This window comes from Streptomyces noursei ATCC 11455 (assembly GCF_001704275.1).
Classification (GTDB): Bacteria; Actinomycetota; Actinomycetes; order Streptomycetales; family Streptomycetaceae; genus Streptomyces; species Streptomyces noursei.
Genome location: NZ_CP011533.1, coordinates 5,100,673 through 5,117,236, shown reverse-complemented (window position 1 = coordinate 5,117,236; position 16,564 = coordinate 5,100,673). Strand labels below are relative to the sequence as shown.

13 protein-coding genes are annotated in these 16,564 nt (G+C 72.1%); 6 read left to right on the top strand and 7 right to left on the bottom strand.

Annotated elements, in window-relative coordinates; genetic code table 11:
* Positions 1–61: 61 nt before the first annotated feature.
* Positions 62–1,789 (bottom strand): lysine--tRNA ligase, encoded by a 1,728-nt coding sequence (gene lysS, locus SNOUR_RS21635; RefSeq protein WP_067349709.1) that lies wholly within the window; start codon positions 1,787–1,789, stop codon positions 62–64.
* 222 nt (positions 1,790–2,011) lie between these two features.
* Here lysS and argS point away from each other — a divergent pair, with 222 nt between their 5' ends.
* On the top strand, positions 2,012–3,766 hold the full coding sequence (gene argS, locus SNOUR_RS21630; RefSeq protein ID WP_067349707.1) for an arginine--tRNA ligase: 1,755 nt from the start codon (positions 2,012–2,014) through the stop codon (positions 3,764–3,766).
* Between the two features lie 87 nt (positions 3,767–3,853).
* On the opposite strand, the gene SNOUR_RS21625 is transcribed toward argS, so the two are convergent.
* Entirely contained in the window at positions 3,854–4,420 is a 567-nt protein-coding gene (locus SNOUR_RS21625; protein WP_079142816.1) for a Uma2 family endonuclease, read from the bottom strand.
* Positions 4,421–5,093: 673 nt separating this feature from the next.
* On the opposite strand from SNOUR_RS21625, the gene SNOUR_RS21620 reads away from it, so the two are divergent.
* Positions 5,094–6,107 carry a CinY protein gene (locus SNOUR_RS21620; protein ID WP_067349704.1) on the top strand — a complete coding sequence of 338 codons (1,014 nt, stop codon included), beginning with the start codon at positions 5,094–5,096 and terminating at the stop codon, positions 6,105–6,107.
* A 177-nt stretch (positions 6,108–6,284) separates the two neighbouring features.
* Here SNOUR_RS21620 and hemB read toward each other — a convergent pair whose 3' ends face one another.
* From hemB to SNOUR_RS21595, 5 genes are all read right to left on the bottom strand, one after another.
* Entirely contained in the window at positions 6,285–7,283 is a 999-nt protein-coding gene (hemB, locus tag SNOUR_RS21615) for a porphobilinogen synthase (protein ID WP_067349701.1), read from the bottom strand.
* A gap of 109 nt (positions 7,284–7,392) precedes the next feature.
* Entirely contained in the window at positions 7,393–9,054 is a 1,662-nt protein-coding gene (locus SNOUR_RS21610; RefSeq protein ID WP_067349698.1) for a bifunctional uroporphyrinogen-III C-methyltransferase/uroporphyrinogen-III synthase, read from the bottom strand.
* Positions 9,051–10,028, bottom strand: a complete 978-nt coding sequence (gene hemC / locus SNOUR_RS21605; RefSeq protein ID WP_067349695.1) for a hydroxymethylbilane synthase — start codon at positions 10,026–10,028, stop codon at positions 9,051–9,053. The genes SNOUR_RS21610 and hemC overlap by 4 nt, the downstream gene beginning before the upstream one ends.
* Complete coding sequence (locus SNOUR_RS21600; RefSeq protein ID WP_067349692.1) at positions 10,025–11,419, bottom strand: glutamyl-tRNA reductase; 1,395 nt, start codon at positions 11,417–11,419, stop codon at positions 10,025–10,027. The genes hemC and SNOUR_RS21600 overlap by 4 nt, the downstream gene beginning before the upstream one ends.
* A complete protein-coding gene (locus tag SNOUR_RS21595) occupies positions 11,416–12,210 on the bottom strand; it encodes a redox-sensing transcriptional repressor Rex (protein WP_067349690.1) in 795 nt (264 codons plus the stop codon). Before SNOUR_RS21595 ends, SNOUR_RS21600 begins: the two co-directional genes overlap by 4 nt.
* 333 nt (positions 12,211–12,543) lie before the next feature.
* Between SNOUR_RS21595 and SNOUR_RS21590 the strand changes: the two genes are divergently transcribed.
* The 4 genes from SNOUR_RS21590 (at position 12,544) to SNOUR_RS21575 (ending at position 16,511) form a co-directional block, all read left to right on the top strand.
* Complete coding sequence (locus SNOUR_RS21590; RefSeq protein ID WP_039635100.1) at positions 12,544–12,822, top strand: glutaredoxin family protein; 279 nt, start codon at positions 12,544–12,546, stop codon at positions 12,820–12,822.
* A 237-nt stretch (positions 12,823–13,059) separates the two neighbouring features.
* On the top strand, positions 13,060–13,926 hold the full coding sequence (locus SNOUR_RS21585) for an HAD family hydrolase (RefSeq protein ID WP_067358607.1): 867 nt from the start codon (positions 13,060–13,062) through the stop codon (positions 13,924–13,926).
* A 330-nt stretch (positions 13,927–14,256) separates the two neighbouring features.
* Positions 14,257–15,045 carry an ECF subfamily RNA polymerase sigma factor, BldN family gene (locus SNOUR_RS21580; RefSeq protein WP_039635099.1) on the top strand — a complete coding sequence of 263 codons (789 nt, stop codon included), beginning with the start codon at positions 14,257–14,259 and terminating at the stop codon, positions 15,043–15,045.
* 272 nt (positions 15,046–15,317) lie between these two features.
* Entirely contained in the window at positions 15,318–16,511 is a 1,194-nt protein-coding gene (locus SNOUR_RS21575; RefSeq protein ID WP_067349687.1) for a DUF5667 domain-containing protein, read from the top strand.
* Positions 16,512–16,564: the final 53 nt, after the last annotated feature.

Here is a 16,564-nt window from a genome sequence, read left to right as displayed (position 1 = left end):
CGAACCCGTTCTCGCTCTTGAGTCGGAGAGCCGGGCGCGGCTCTCCTCCTCGGTCAGCCGGTCAGCCGGCCAGCAGCTTGCGGACCCGGTCCGCGCCCACCGCGAGCAGCAGCGTGGGCAGCCGGGGGCCGGTGTCCCGGCCGACCAGGAGGTTGTAGAGCAGCGCGAAGAAGGCACGCTGGGCGACCTTCAGTTCCGGCGTCGGCTTGGCCTCCGGGTCCAGGCCCGCCTGGACCTTCGGCACGCCGTAGACCAGGGTGGTCAGCCCGTCCAGCGACCAGTGGTCGTCCAGGCCGTCCAGCAGCAGCCGCAGCGCGCCGCGGGACTGGTCGTCCAGCGTGGCCAGCAGCGCGGTGTCGGGCTCCGCGCGGACGACGGTGCGCTGGTCGGCGGGGACCTGGGTGGTGATCCAGTGCTCCGCCTTGTCCAGCCGCGGCCGGGTCTCGTCCAGGGACGTGACCGGGTGCTCCGGGTCCAGGTCGGTCAGGATCCGCAGGGTCTGCTCGTCGTGGCCCGCGGTGATGTCCATGACGGAGGCCAGTGTGCGGTACGGCAGCGGGCGCGGCGTCCGCGGCAGTTCGCCGGCGGCGGTGCCGATGGCCCGGGCGTAGGCCGCGGCGTCCGCGGGCTGCGCGGTGCCGTCGGCGACCTTGGCCGCGAGCTTGTCCCACTCGTCGTAGAGCCGCTGGATCTCCTGGTCGAAGGCGATCTTGAAGGACTGGTTGGGCTTGCGGCGGGCGTACAGCCAGCGCAGCAGCGGCGCCTCCATGATCTTCAGCGCGTCGCCCGGGGTGGGCACGCCGCCCTTGGAGGAGGACATCTTCGCCATGCCGCTGATGCCGACGAAGGCGTACATCGGGCCGATCGGCTGGTCGGCGCCGAACACCTCGCGGACGATCTGGCCGCCGACGACGAACGACGAGCCGGGCGAGGAGTGGTCCACGCCGGACGGCTCGAAGATCACGCCCTCGTAGGCCCAGCGCATCGGCCAGTCGACCTTCCAGACCAGCTTGCCGTGGTCGAACTCGCGCAGCGCCACGGTCTCGGAGTGGCCGCAGGCGACGCACTCGTAGGACATCCGTGTGGTCTCGTCGTCATAGCCGATGACCTTGGTGAAGTCCTTGTTGCAGACCGTGCAGTACGGCTTGTACGGGAAGTAGCCCGCGCCGCCGGCGCTGCCGTCGTCCTCGGTGGCCGCGCCGGAGCCCTCGGCCGCCTCCAGCTCCGCCTCGTCCACCGGCTTCTGCTGCTGCTTCTTCGGCTTGCCGGTCGCCTTGTCCTTGGTGCGGTAGCGGTCCAGGACGGCGTCGATGTCCTTGCGGTGCTTCATCGCGTGCAGGATCTGCTCGCGGTAGGCGCCGGAGGTGTACTGGGCGGTCTGGCTGATGCCGTGGTACTCGATGCCCAGCTCCGCCAGGGACTCCTCCATGGCCGCCCTGAAGTGCTCGGCCCAGCTGGCGTACGGGCTGCCGGGCGGGGCGGGCACGGCGGTCAGCGGCTTGCCGATGTGCTCCTCCCAGGACGGGTCGATGCCGGCCGGGACCTTGCGGTACCGGTCGTAGTCGTCCCAGCTCAGGACGTGCACACAGGCGTGGCCGCGGCGGCGCACCTCGTCGGCGACCAGGTGCGGGGTCATCACCTCGCGGAGGTTGCCCAGGTGGATCGGGCCGGACGGGCTCAGGCCCGAGGCGACGACGACCGGTTTGCCGGGGGCGCGGCGCTCCGCCTCGGCAATGACCTCGTCCGCGAACCTGGAGACCCAGTCGGTCTCGGTGCTCTGCTGAGCCACGATCGGCCCTTCCTCTTCCTGGTGTCCTGGTGCTTCCACGATGCGCCCACTCGCGCCCGCCGGCGGCGCGCTCCGTCTCCGCAGGGCGCGGGCGGGGCGGTTCGGGACGGACAAAAGCCTGACGGAGCCCATTGTCCCAGACGCCCGCCGCACGGAAATTCCATGGTGGTGCCGTGGGATACTCAGGGCAAACCCTTTCCACCCCAACGGAACGGCAGTTCAATGGCCTCGGTCACCTCCCTCGCAGCTACGGTCAACCAGCGCGTCGCGGACGCCCTCTCGGCAGCCCTGCCGGAGGCCAGCGCCGCGGACCCGCTGCTGCGACGCAGCGACCGGGCCGACTTCCAGGCCAACGGCCTGCTCGCGCTGGCCAAGAAGCTGGGGGGCAACCCGCGGGAGCTGGCCGGCAAGGTCGTCGACGCGATCGGCGCCGACGGCCTGCTGAAGGACGTCGAGGTCTCCGGCCCCGGCTTCCTCAACATCACCGTCGCCGACACCGCGATCACCGGCACGCTCGCCGCGCGCGCCGCCGACGACCGGCTCGGCGTGCCGTACACCGACGCGCCGGGCACCACGATCATCGACTACGCGCAGCCGAACGTCGCCAAGGAGATGCACGTCGGCCACCTGCGGTCGGCAGTCATCGGCGATGCCCTGCGCAACATGCTGGACTTCACCGGCGAGAAGACCATCGGCCGCCACCACATCGGCGACTGGGGCACGCAGTTCGGCATGCTCATCCAGTACCTGATCGAGAACCCGGACCAGCTGGCCCCGGCCGCCGACACCGACGGCGAGCAGGCGATGAGCAATCTCAACCGGGTCTACAAGGCGTCGCGCGCGGTCTTCGACTCCGACGAGGAGTTCAAGGAGCGGGCCCGCAAGCGGGTCGTCGCCCTGCAGTCCGGCGACCGGCAGACGCTGGACCTGTGGCAGCGGTTCGTGGACGAGTCGAAGATCTACTTCTACTCGGTCTTCGAGAAGCTGGACATGGAGATCCGCGACGAGGAGATCGTCGGCGAGTCCGCGTACAACGACATGATGGCCGAGACGGCCCGGATGCTGGAGGAGTCGGGCGTCGCCGTCCGCTCCGAGGGCGCGCTGGTGGTCTTCTTCGACGACATCAAGGGCAAGGACGACAAGCCCGTCCCGCTGATCGTGCAGAAGGCGGACGGCGGCTTCGGCTACGCGGCGTCCGACCTGTCCGCGATCCGCAACCGCGTCTTCGACCTGCGGGCGACGACGCTGCTCTACGTCGTGGACGTCCGCCAGTCGCTGCACTTCCGGATGGTCTTCGAGACGGCCCGCCGGGCCGGCTGGCTGAACGACGGGGTCAAGGCCCACAACATGGGCTACGGCACGGTGCTCGGCGCGGACGGCAAGCCGTTCAAGACGCGTGCGGGCGAGACGGTGCGCCTGGAGGACCTCCTCGACGAGGCGGTGCAGCGCGCCGCCGAGGTGGTGCGGGAGAAGGCGCAGGACCTCACCGAGGACGAGATCCAGGAGCGGGCCGCGCAGGTCGGCATCGGCGCGGTGAAGTACGCGGACCTGTCGACGTCGCCGAGCCGGGACTACAAGTTCGACCTGGACCAGATGGTCTCGCTCAACGGCGACACCTCCGTCTACCTCCAGTACGCGTACGCCCGGATCCAGTCGATCCTGCGCAAGGCCGGCGCGACCGAGCCGGCCGCCCACCCGGAGCTCGAACTCGCCCGGGCGGAGCGGGCGCTGGGCCTGCACCTGGACGCGTTCGGCGAGACGGTCGCCGAGGCCGCGGCGGAGTACGCACCGCACAAGCTGGCCGCGTACCTCTACCAGCTGGCGTCGCTCTACACGACGTTCTACGACCAGTGCCCGGTCCTGAAGGCGGACACCCCGCAGCAGGTGGAGAACCGCCTCTTCCTGTGCGACCTGACCGCCCGCACCCTGCACCGGGGCATGGCACTGCTGGGCATCCGGACGCCCGAGCGCCTGTAGGGAGGCGGCCCGGGAACCCTGAGGCCGCACACACGAGCCCCGCACCCAGGTGCGGGGCTCGTCGCCGTTCGGGCGCAACCGGTCGCTTCAGGCGTAACGGGCCAGGCTTCCCGTCGCGATCTTCACCCCGAGATCCGGGACCTCGACGTCCTCCCCGTACAGGCCGTGCCTGCGCGCCTGGTACTCGCCGCCGCGCGGCACGGAGTACACGGTCCACGTACCGTCGCGCGGATCGACCAGGAGATACCCGGGGATGCCCGCGTCGGCGTACCAGGCGACCATGTCGCGGGTGTCCTTGGTGCTGTTCCCCTTGGACACCACCTCGACGACCAGTTCCGCGTCACCGGGGTCCGCCAGCCACTCGTCGGACTCGCCGAACCCCGCGTCGCAGATCAGAAGGTCGGGGGTGGCGTAGTCGTCGGGGTCGCCGGGGAGGGGCACCGAGGCGACCTGGAACACGTCCAGATGCGCAGGCAGCTGCCCCAGGAGCTGTTTACTGATCGCGTTGATGGTCCCGGCGTGCTTGCCGCACGGAGTGGGCGACATCATGAGAACCCCCCGGATGATCTCGGCCCGCAGGCCACTGGCTTCTTCAGCGGCCTCGGCGGCCTTGCGCAGCGGTGTCATCGCGCGCTCCGGGTTCATGAGAGTCATGACGGGCTCCCTTCCGATACCCACCGAGTCTAACGAGGCCGCCCCGGCAGGTCGCGCCGACCGCGCGCGGCCTCCGACGGTGGGGGCGCGCCGACGAGCAGCAGCCCTCGTCCGCCGGATCGGCCGTCCTCGGCTGGTCATGGCAGTACCAGGAACGGGGTTCCCAGCAAGTGCCGGACCTGGTGTGCGGTCCGCGACGGCCGCAGAGTGGTCCCGTCGGCTCGCGAGGACGGCTGACGGCAAAGGACCACGCATGACGACGAGTTGGGAAGCGACACCTATGCGCAGGACCACACTCGGACGCACCGGCGTCTCGGTCAGCCGACTGCGCCTGGGCACCATGATGCTCGGGGCCTGGGGCGACGCGGACCACGACGAAGCCGTGCGCCTGGTGCGATCGGGTGCTCGGACTTCCCCGCCGAGGAGCTCGTCGAGGCGAGGTGGGTGACCGAGCGCCGCAACCACGTCCCGTTCCACACCGCGCAGCCGCCCTACTCGATCTTCATGCGCTGCGCCGCCGTCCGAGGGCCGAACGCGGGGCCTGAGGACGGCCTTCGGCGACGAGGCCCCACGCGCGGCCCGGGGCGGGCGGCACCCGGGGCCGCACGGCGCGATCTAGACTTGCCCCGGCCCGGGGCGGGCACACGGAACCACTGAACCATGAGGGCTGCACGTGCGGGGGCGTATCACGACGGGTCGCAGGCTGCCCGCATTCCTGGCAACGGCAGCGGTCACCCCGGCCCTGCTGCTGGCGACCGCCCGGCCCGCGGACGCCTTCGGCACGGTCAACGCGTTCGGGCAGCACGCCGAGCACGAGCGGATCACCCGGGCCGCGCTGGCCTGCGCTCCGGGGGTCCCTTCCGACGGTTCCTGTTTCGAGCCACGCTCCCTGGGTCAACTCGCAGGGCACAGCTGGACGTTCGGCGCCGTCGGCGCGCCGGACTCGGACGAGTTCCTCAGCTCCGCCGCACATTGCGACAATGCGGACTTCCTGGATGTGACGGGCTATCCGCAGAGTCGACAACGAGCCACCGCGGCGCTGCGCACCTGCATAGCCCACCTGCAGGCGCGGTTCCGGCAGGGTCTCGCCGCGGCCGAGGGAACCCTCGACACCCGGGGCCGCGTGGTGGCCTCCGAGACGGAGCTGCGAAGAGACTGCACCTTCACGCTCGGGCTGCCCGGCCGGGCCAAGTGCGAGGCCATGGAGGGGTTCGGCCGTGCCCTGCACGGAGTCCAGGACTTCTACGCGCACAGCAACTGGACGGATCGCACCGACCGGTCCCGCCCGGTCGGCCTGGTCGACCCGCCGGGCCTGGGCCGCTCCGCGCCCTCACCGCTGCTCGATCTCAGCGCGGCGCGGCCTCCCCTCCCCTCGGCGGTCCCGCGGAATCTGACGACGGGCTGCTTCTCGCTCCTGGTCGGCGCCTGTTCTCAGCGCCTCACGCACTCCACCCTCAACAAGGACGAGGGATTCATCGACCCGGTCTCGGGCGCGACCCGCGCTCCCGCCACGGCACGCGGCCAGGCCGCGGGGAACTTCGCCCGGGCGGTGCGGGGCGCCGTCGCCGACACCCGCCGCCAGTGGAAGCAGTTCCGCGAGGCGCTCCTCCAGCGGTACGGCACGCGGCGTGGTGCACGCATCGTCTGCGTCATCAGCCACGACGACCCGGTCCGCGACTGCGCCTGACACCGGCATCGCACCGCCCGCACAGGGGCCGCCGATCACGTCGTGGTCAGACGGCGGGGACGAACCAGCCCAGGCGACACCGTGACGTTCGACGTCCTCAAGAGCCGGCGGTCTGCCGCACGGTCGAACGTGAGGCGGGGGGGGCGGCCCGGCCGGACCACCCCCTGCCCGATCAGCTCAGTGCCGGCCGAGCTTCCGCGCCACCTCGGTCGCCCAGTAGGTGAGGATCATGTCGGCGCCGGCCCGCTTGATCCCGGTCAGGGTCTCCATGATCGCGCTGTCGCGGTCGATCCAGCCCTTCTCGGCGGCCGCCTCGACCATCGCGTACTCACCGGAGATCTGGTACGCGGCGACCGGCACGTCCACCGCGTCCGCAATCTTCGCCAGCACGTCCAGGTAGGGCAGCGCCGGCTTGACCATCACCATGTCGGCGCCCTCCTGAAGGTCGAGCGCCAGCTCGCGCAGCGACTCACGGAGGTTGGCGGGGTCCTGCTGGTAGGTCTTGCGGTCGCCCTTCAGCGACGAGCCCACCGCCTCGCGGAACGGCCCGTAGAACGCCGAGGAGTACTTCGCGGTGTAGGCCAGGATCGAGACGTCCTCGTGGCCGGTCTGGTCCAGCGCGTCCCGGACGACGCCGACCTGGCCGTCCATCATGCCGCTGGGGCCCACGACGTGGACGCCGGCGTCGGCCTGGACCTGCGCCATCTCGGCGTACCGCTCCAGGGTCGCGTCGTTGTCCACCCGGCCCTCGGCGTCCAGGACACCGCAGTGGCCGTGGTCGGTGTACTCGTCCAGGCAGAGGTCCGACATGATCACCAGGTCGTCGCCGACCTCGGCCCGCACGTCCCGGATGGCGACCTGCAGGATGCCGTCCGGGTCGGTGCCCGCGCTGCCCACCGCGTCCTTCTTGGCCTCCTCGGGCACACCGAAGAGCATGATCCCGGCGACGCCCGCCTCGACCGCCTCGACGGCGGCCTTGCGGAGGGTGTCGCGGGTGTGCTGGACGACGCCCGGCATGGCGCTGATCGGCACCGGCGCGCCGACCCCCTCGCGGACGAACGCGGGCAGGATCAGATCGGCGGGGTGCAGCCGGTGCTCGGCGACCATCCGGCGCATGGCGGGGGTGGTACGCAGCCGCCGCGGCCGCGCGCCGGGGAAGGATCCGTAAGACGTCATGCCGCCCACGCTACGCCCGCCCCGCCCGTGCCTTTGCCGACGCCCCGTCGGCCGCGGGCGGGCCGGAAGACGAAGCCGGGGGCGCCCCCGCAGGGACGCCCCCGGTCGGCTACGGGGTGGCTCGCCTCCGGCGGGCACCCGGGCGCCGCTCGCTCGGCCGCGTCACCGGGTCGCCGGCCTCCAGCGCGGCGTCGCGCCGCGCCGCGCCGAACTCCGCGAGCGCCTCGGCCAGCTTGTGGACCGACGGCTCGGGCGACATCACGTCCACCCGCAGCCCGTGCTCCTCGGCCGTCTTGGCGGTGGCCGGGCCGATGCACGCGATCACGGTCACGTTGTGCGGCTTGCCGGCGATGCCGACGAGGTTCCGCACGGTCGAGGACGAGGTGAAGAGCACCGCGTCGAAGCCGCCGCCCTTGATCGCCTCACGGGTCTCGGCCGGCGGCGGCGAGGCGCGCACGGTCCGGTAGGCGGTGACGTCGTCGACCTCCCAGCCCAGCTCGATCAGGCCGGCCACCAGCGTCTCGGTGGCGATGTCGGCGCGCGGCAGGAAGACGCGGTCGATCGGGTCGAAGACCGGGTCGTAGGGCGGCCAGTCCTCCAGCAGCCCGGCCGCGGACTGCTCGCCGGACGGCACCAGGTCGGGCTTCACGCCGAAGGCCACCAGCGCCTTGGCGGTCTGCTCGCCGACCGCCGCGACCTTGATCCCGGCGAACGCCCGGGCGTCCAGCCCGTACTCCTCGAACTTCTCCCGGACGGCCTTGACGGCGTTGACCGAGGTGAAGGCGATCCACTCGTAGCGGCCGGTGACCAGGCCCTTGACCGCGCGCTCCATCTGCTGCGGGGTGCGCGGCGGTTCGACGGCGATGGTCGGGACCTCGTGCGGCACCGCGCCGTACGAGACGAGCTGGTCGGAGAGCGACGCGGCCTGCTCCTTGGTCCGCGGCACCAGCACCCGCCAGCCGAACAGCGGCTTGTTCTCGAACCACGAGAGCTGGTCCCGCTGCGCCGCGGCGCTGCGCTCGCCGACCACGGCTATGACCGGCTGGCCGCCGTCCGGCGACGGCAGCACCTTGGCGGCCTTCAGCACCTGGGCGACGCTCCCGAGGGTGGCGGTCCAGGTGCGCTGCCGGGTGGTGGTGCCGGCGACCGTGACGGTCATCGGGGTGTCCGGCTTGCGGCCGGCGGCCACCAGCTCGCCGGCGGCCGCGGCCACCGAGTCCAAGCTGGTGGAGACCACCGCGGTGGCGTCACTGGTGCCCAGCTCGGACCAGCAGCGGTCGTCGGCGCTGCGGGCGTCGATGAAGCGCACGTCGGTGCCCTGGGCGTCGCGCAGCGGCACACCGGCGTACGCGGGCACGCCGACCGCGGCGGCGATGCCGGGGACCACCTCGAAGACGATGCCCTCGGCGGCGCAGGCCAGCATCTCCTCGGCGACGTAGCCGTCGAGGCCGGGGTCACCGGTCACCGCACGGATGACCCGCTTGCCCGCGCGGGCAGCCGCCATGACAAGATTGGCGGTGTCCCTAAGGGCGGAAACGCCATGGGGACTGCCGGGGATTGACGCCTCGTCAGCTGACGCCTGCAGTGGAGTGTCCACCTGTGCGCGTGCGTGCACACGCACGACGTCCAGGACCTGCGGGTCGGCGATGAGGACGTCCGCGGAGGCCAGCGCTTCCACGGCGCGCAGCGTCAGCAGACCCGGGTCTCCCGGCCCGGCACCCAGGAAGGTGACCTGACCGGAGGCGGAGTGGTTTGGGGCGGTGGGGTTCAAAGTGCTCGCTCCCCCATAAGACCGGCCGCACCCTTTGCGAGCATCTCGACGGCGAGTTCCCGGCCCATGCGAAGCGGGACCGACTCGTCGTCAAGAGAGGCAGGTACGTGCCCGGTGGTGGACAGCTGCACCAACGTGCTGCCGTCGAGCGTGCCGACGACTCCGCGCAGGTGCATTTCGGTGACAGCCTGCTCGCCAGCCTGGACGTCGGCGAGTGCCGCCACGGGGGCGGAACAGCCGGCCTCCAGGGCGGCGAGCAGGGAACGCTCGGCGGTCACGGCGGCCCGGGTGACCGGGTCGTCGAGCTCGGCGAGCGCGGCGACGAGGTGCGCGTCGGACGCGACACACTCGATCGCCAGTGCCCCCTGGCCGGGGGCGGGCAAAACCACGTCGGGCGACAGCAGCTGCGTCGCCTCGTCGATCCGACCGATCCGGGTCAGGCCGGCGGCGGCCAGCACGACCGCGTCCAGCTCGCCCTTCCGGACGAAGCCGATCCGGGTGTCGACATTGCCGCGGACCGGGACGGTCTCGATGCGCTTGCCCAGCGTCCTGGCCCAGGCGTTGAGCTGTGCCATCCGGCGGGGCGAGCCGGTGCCCACACGGGCGCCGTCGGGGAGTTCCTCGAAGGTGAGCCCGTCCCGCGCGATCAGCGCGTCCCGGGGGTCCACGCGCACGGGTATGGCCGCCAGGGCCAGCTCCGCGGGCTGCGCGGTCGGCAGGTCCTTCAGCGAGTGGACGGCGAAGTCGATCTCACCGGCCAGTAGCGCGTCGCGCAGCGCCGAGACGAAGACGCCGGTGCCGCCGATCTGCGCCAGGTGTTCGCGGGAGGTGTCGCCGTAGGTGGTGATCTCCACCAGTTCGACGGGGCGGCCGGTCAGGTCGCGCACCGCCTCGGCCACCTGCCCGGACTGGGCCATGGCGAGCTTGCTGCGCCGGGTGCCCAGTCGCAGGGGACTCATCGTGCTGTCGGTCATGCCCGCTCCCGTGCTGCGTCGTGCTGGTCGGCTCGGGTGTCGGCCCTGCTGACGGCGGCGACCGTCTGGGGGTCGAGGTCGAAGAGCTCCCGCAGGGCGTCCGCGTATCCGGCGCCGCCGGGCTCGCTGGCGAGCTGCTTGACCCGCACCGTGGGCGCGTGCAGGAGCTTGTCGACGACCCGGCGGACGGTCTGGGTGATCTCCGCCCGCTGCTTGTCGTCGAGGTCGGGAAGGCGGCCGTCGAGCCGGGCGATCTCGCTGCTGACGACGTCCGCGGCCATGGTGCGCAGGGCGACCACGGTGGGGGTGATGTGCGCGGCCCGCTGGGCGGCGCCGAACGCGGCGACCTCCTCGGCGACGATGCCGCGCACCGTGTCCACGTCGGCGGCCATCGGGGCGTCGGCGGACGCCTCGGCCAGCGACTCGATGTCGACCAGGCGGGCCCCGTCGATCCGGTGCGCCGCGGCGTCGATGTCGCGCGGCATGGCCAGGTCGAGCAGCCACATCCGGTCGTCGCGCCCGGCCAGCGAGGCGGCGATCCGCTCGCCGCTGAGCACCAGCCCGGACGCGCCGGTGCACGAGATGACGATCTCGGCCCGGGCCAGCTCCGCCTCGACGGCCTCCATGGCGACGGCACGGGCGGTCAGCCCGGTGGCCGCGCCCGGCCCGCCCGGCTCGGTCAGACTCGTGCCGTATTGCTCTGCGAGCGTGCGCACCAGCCGCTCGGCGCGCGCCACCGTCCGGTTGGCGACGGCCAGTTCGCCGACACCGTTGCGGACGAGCGTGGTCGCGGCCAGCGAGGACATCGAGCCGGCGCCGATCACCAGCGCCCGCTTCCCCCGCGCCCAGGCGGCGACGTCCGGGACCGCGGCCAGCTGCTCCAGGCCGAAGGTGACCAGCGACTGGCCGGCCTTGTCGATCCCGGTCTCGCTGTGCGCGCGCTTGCCGACCCGCAGGGCCTGCTGGAAGAGGTCGTTGAGCAGTCGCCCGGCGGTGTGCTGCTCCTGGGCGACCGCCAGTGCGTCCTTGATCTGGCCGAGGATCTGGCCCTCGCCGACGACCATGGAGTCCAGGCCGCAGGCCACCGAGAGGAGGTGGTGGACCGCCCGGTCCTCGTAGTGGACGTAGAGATAAGGGGTCAGCTCCTCCAGGCCGACGCCGCTGTGGCGGGCCAGGAGGGTGGACAGCTCGGCGACACCGGCGTGGAACTTGTCCACGTCGGCGTAGAGCTCGATGCGGTTGCAGGTGGAGAGCACCGCGGACTCGGTGGCCGGCTCGGCCGACACCACGTCCTGCAGCAGCTTGCCGCGGCCCTCCGGGGCGAGCGCGGCCCGCTCCAGCACGCTCACCGGCGCGCTGCGATGACTCAGTCCGACGACCAGGAGGCTCATGCCGGCATCACCGCGGGGACGTCCCCGTCAGGTCCCTTGCGGTCGGTCGCGGCGGCCGCGGCACGGGCCGGCGGCGCCGGGGTGCCCTCCAGGCCCTCCGCCGCCTCCGGACCGGCCTGGCCGGTCTCCTCGCCCGCCTTGCGCTGCTCGTGGAAGGCGAGGATCTGCAGCTCTATGGACAGGTCGACCTTGCGGACGTCCACCCCGTCCGGGACGGTCAGCACGGTCGGCGCGAAGTTGAGGATCGAGGTGACGCCCGCGGCGACCAGGCGGTCGCAGACCTGCTGGGCGGCGCCGGCCGGCGTGGCGATGACGCCGATCGAGACGCCGTTGTCCCCGATGATCTGCTCCAGCTCGTCGGTGTGCTGGACCGGGATACCGGCGACCGGCTTGCCCGCCATGGCCGGGTCGGCGTCGATCAGCGCGGCGACCCGGAAGCCACGGGAGGCGAAGCCGCCGTAGTTGGCGAGCGCGGCGCCGAGGTTACCGATACCGACGATGACGACGGGCCAGTCCTGGGTGAGGCCGAGTTCCCGCGAGATCTGGTAGACGAGGTACTCCACGTCGTAGCCGACGCCACGGGTCCCGTAGGAGCCGAGGTAGGAGAAGTCCTTGCGCAGCTTCGCGGAGTTGACTCCCGCGGCGGCCGCGAGCTCCTCGGAGGACACCGTGGGGACCGAGCGCTCGGAGAGCGCGGTCAGTGCGCGCAGATACAGCGGTAGCCGGGCGACGGTGGCCTCGGGGATGCCTCGGCTTCGGGTCGCCGGTCGGTGAGTTCGGCCAGTTGCCACGGTGCTCCTGCGGGTAGAGCGGGGCTGTGGACGGCCGTGAGGAACCCGACCGCCCCGTCTCTTGCAGGCTATGTCTTTGTGAACGCGTGCACAAAGATGGTGTCCGTTTTGCCCGGCCAAAGTGATGGGGCTCACGCAGCTTTTACGGGGCCGCGCGGAACCAACTCCCGCGTCACACCGTTCGCACGCGCCACCGGCGATTCGCGGCAGCACCGACGGGAGCACGCGCCCTCACTCCTCACCGCCATCCCCCCGGACACCAACAAATCGCCCATCGATGGTACGCGAAACCATCCCTCCGGAGCGCCGCCCGCGAACCGGCACAATGACCCCATGGCCCCCTTGTTCAGCCGCGCCCCCCGCAAGAGCCCCGCCGACCGGATGGTCACCCTCGTCCGGAAGCCGGGCTGCCACCTCTGCGACGACGCGCAGGCGGTGATCGAGAAGGTGTGCGCGGAGACCGGCGCCTCCTGGGAGCAGAAGGACATCACCGAGGACGCCGAGCTGTACCGCAAGTACTGGGAGCAGATTCCGGTCGTCCTCGTGGACGGCGCCCAGCACGACTTCTGGCGGGTCGACCCCCGGCGTCTGCGCACCGCACTGGGCGCCTGAGCGCCGCCGACCCCTCGACCGCCCGCACCGCGGCACCCTTGAGGTGGCCGTAACGCAACCGTCGACCGCCCCGCTGCTCCCTGACACGCGCCCGTAACCGGCTGCACCGAACAAACTGGCTACGCTAGCCGCATGGCCCGCCCGTCGCCCGCCCGCCGCCCCGACCGGAGCCCCGCCGGGGCGCTCTTCCCCGCGGGGTGGTTCACCCGCCGCAGACGACCCGCCACGGCGCGCAGCGTGCTGGCCGGCGAGGCCGCGGCCGAGGCCGCCCGCAAGTCGTCCCAGGAGGCGCCGCCCGCCGAGGCCCCGGCCGAGCCGGAGTTCCCGGTCGCCGGGGACACCAGCGCCGCCGCCTTCTTCGACCTCGACAACACGGTCATGCAGGGCGCCGCCCTCTTCCACTTCGGCCGCGGCCTGTACAAGCGGCACTTCTTCCACAAGCGCGACCTGGCCCGCTTCGCCTGGCAGCAGATCTACTTCCGGCTGGCCGGCGAGAACTCCGAGCACATGGCGGACGTCCGCAACAGCGCGCTGTCCATCGTCCAGGGCCACCGCGTCGCCGAGCTGATGTCCATCGGCGAGGAGATCTACGACGAGTACATGGCCGAGCGGGTCTGGCCCGGCACCCGGGCCCTGGCCCAGGCCCACCTCGACGCCGGCCAGAAGGTCTGGCTGGTGACCGCCGCGCCCGTCGAGACCGCGACGATCATCGCCCGCCGGCTGGGGCTGACCGGCGCCCTCGGCACGGTCGCCGAGTCCGTCGGCGGGGTCTACACCGGCAAGCTGGTCGGCGAGCCGCTGCACGGCCCGGCGAAGGCCGAGGCGGTGCGCGCCCTGGCCGCCGCCGAGCACCTGGACCTGTCGCACTGCGCCGCCTACAGCGACTCGGCCAACGACATCCCGATGCTCTCGCTCGTCGGCCACCCCTACGCGATCAACCCCGACACCCGGCTGCGCAAGCACGCCCGGGAACACAACTGGCGGGTGCGCGACTACCGGACCGGGCGCAAGGCGGTCCGGATCGGCATCCCGGCGGCCGCGGCCGTGGGTGCGCTCGCGGGTGGCGCGGCGGCGGCCGCCGCGCTCCAGCGCCGCCGCCGCTGACCGTCCTTGATCACCGGGCACGGCGCCGGGCCATCCGCACTCCCTACCCCCACCGTTGCCCCGTCAGTCCCTTTCCTGGCGGTTAACCACAACACGCCCTTCAACCAGGCAGATTGCGCTCCCTTCCGATCAATAGTTGCTCAATATTCGATACTTGATCCGCCACCAACCGGACACGGACCGTAAGTAATCGATGATTTGAGCAACTGGGTGTAGCGCTGCCTGTACGAAGCGTTATTCTCCTCAGACGCATTCCGGAACCCACACGTCCCTACGACGAGTGAACGGTCCCGCACTGCACGTGATGGAAGCTCTGCCTCTGGGAGTCCCGTGTACCCACACGTCGGGGTTGACGCCTCGGGCCTGGCTACGCTGCGTACGACACTCGTCGACCACCTGCGCAGTTTTGTCCCCACCGCGTACGCCGTCCCCGCATTCGCCACAGCCGTCCCCACCGGCCCCTGCTACGCGTTGGCCGACGGGAGCGCCACGGTCGGCAAGGCCGCCACCGCCGGCAGAACGCGCCGCGCCGGCACCGGTACCACCACCGCACGGCGCCCCGCGGACAGCGACAGCCGTCGCATGATGGATCTCGTCGAACGCGCGCAGGCCGGCGAGGCCGACGCCTTCGGTCGCCTCTACGACCAGTACGCCGACACCGTCTACCGCTACATCTACTACCGCGTGGGCGGCCGGGCCACGGCCGAGGACCTCACCAGCGAGACCTTCCTCCGCGCGCTGCGCCGCATCGGCACGTTCACCTGGCAGGGGCGGGACTTCGGCGCCTGGCTGGTGACCATCGCCCGCAACCTCGTCGCCGACCACTTCAAGTCCTCCCGCTTCCGCCTGGAAGTCACCACCGGAGAGATGCTCGACGCCAACGAGGTCGAGCGCAGCCCCGAGGACTCGGTCCTCGAATCCCTCTCCAACGCCGCCCTGTTGGAGGCGGTCCGCAAGCTCAACCCCCAACAGCAGGAATGCGTCACCCTGCGCTTCCTCCAGGGCCTCTCGGTCGCCGAGACCGCCCGCGTCATGGGCAAGAACGAGGGCGCCATCAAGACCCTCCAGTACCGGGCCGTCCGCACCCTGGCGCGACTCCTCCCCGAAGACGCCCGCTGACGGCCGGCCCCTCGCCGCCGACACGCCCAACACCCGGCCCACCGCTCACCGTTGGTGATCGGGCATGCCCTGACGGTCAGATCATCGTGAGTGCGTAACCCGAGTGCCGCGCCGCTCGTTGTGCGGGATGCAGGCTCCACGCGGTCACGCCATGTCCGCAGCCCCTCACTCGTTCGAGTGGCCACGGATCACGGCGTGCAACCATCCGGCCCGTCTGGATAGTCAATGCCAGTCCGGGGAGTCGAGCGGGATGACGAGAGGAGGTGCCGCCCGTGATCGCGAATGTCTCGGTACACCGGCGGGCCAACGCCTTCGCCCAGGCCCTGGAGGAGCAGGTGCTCAGGGGCGCGGCGACCGAGGACCAGGTCGACAACGCGGCGCAAGCGCCGTTGGACGCACGGCTGTTGGCGGTCGCCGACGGCCTCGGGGAACTCCCGAAGCCGGAGATGGCCGCCGAGGTCAAGACTGTCCAGCGTGCCCAGCTCATCGCGGCGATGGAGGCAGCCTTCGCCGAAGGCGCCACGCCCGGCGACACCCGGGTGCCCGAACAACGCGAGAGGAAGGGCGCCCCCCGGGCCGGCACATCGCTCGGCCGGCTGCGCCCGCACTCCCGCCTCTCCAAGGGGCTGGCGGCCGGCGGCCTGACGGTCGGCGTCGCCGCCGGCGCGTTCAGCGGCGTCGCCGCGGCCAGTACCGACGCCCTCCCCGGCGACTCCCTGTACGGCCTCAAGCGCGGCATGGAGGACCTCCGGCTCACCATGAGCGACGACGACTCCGACCGAGGCCAGCTCTACCTCGACCAGGCGTCCACCCGCATGATGGAGGCCCGCCGCCTGATGGAGCGCGGCCGGTCCGCACAGCTCGACCACGAGGATCTCTTCGAGGTCCGCAAGGCGCTGGCCGGCGTCCGGCACGACGCGGGCGAGGGGCACCGCCTGCTGCACGCCGCCTACGAGCGCGACGGCTCACTCGGCCCCATCCAGGCGCTGAACTCCTTCACCAAGTCGCACCGCGACACCTGGACCCACCTGCGCGACAGGCTCCCGGTACAGCTCACCGACGTGCGCGACGAGGTCAGTTCGGTCTTCGCCGCCATAGACGACGAGGTCGGCCCGCTGCTCCCGACGACCCCGGACAACCACAGCCGCCACCACGACACGCCGACCGACCGGGGTGCCGTCGGCGGCGCCAGCCGCCCGTCGCCGGCCGGCAGCGAGTCCGCGCCCGACTCCCACGGCACCGCCCAGCAGGCCCCGCGCCCGTCGGCCTCGCCGTCCCAGGAGCAGGGCGGTCTGCTCGGCGGCAGTACGGGCGGCCTGCTCGGCTCGCCCGGCAAGGGCAGCGCCTCCCCGCACGACGGCAACCACGGCAAGGACGGCACCGGCCGCCCCGACGTCACGCTGCCGCCGCTGCTGCCCGGGCTCCTGCCCGAGCTGGGCATCGACGGCGACAACCTGCCCAAGTAGCCGGCCCGCCCGCGCGGCGCGGGCCCGCGGCGGCCGGCGCAGCCCCCCGGCGC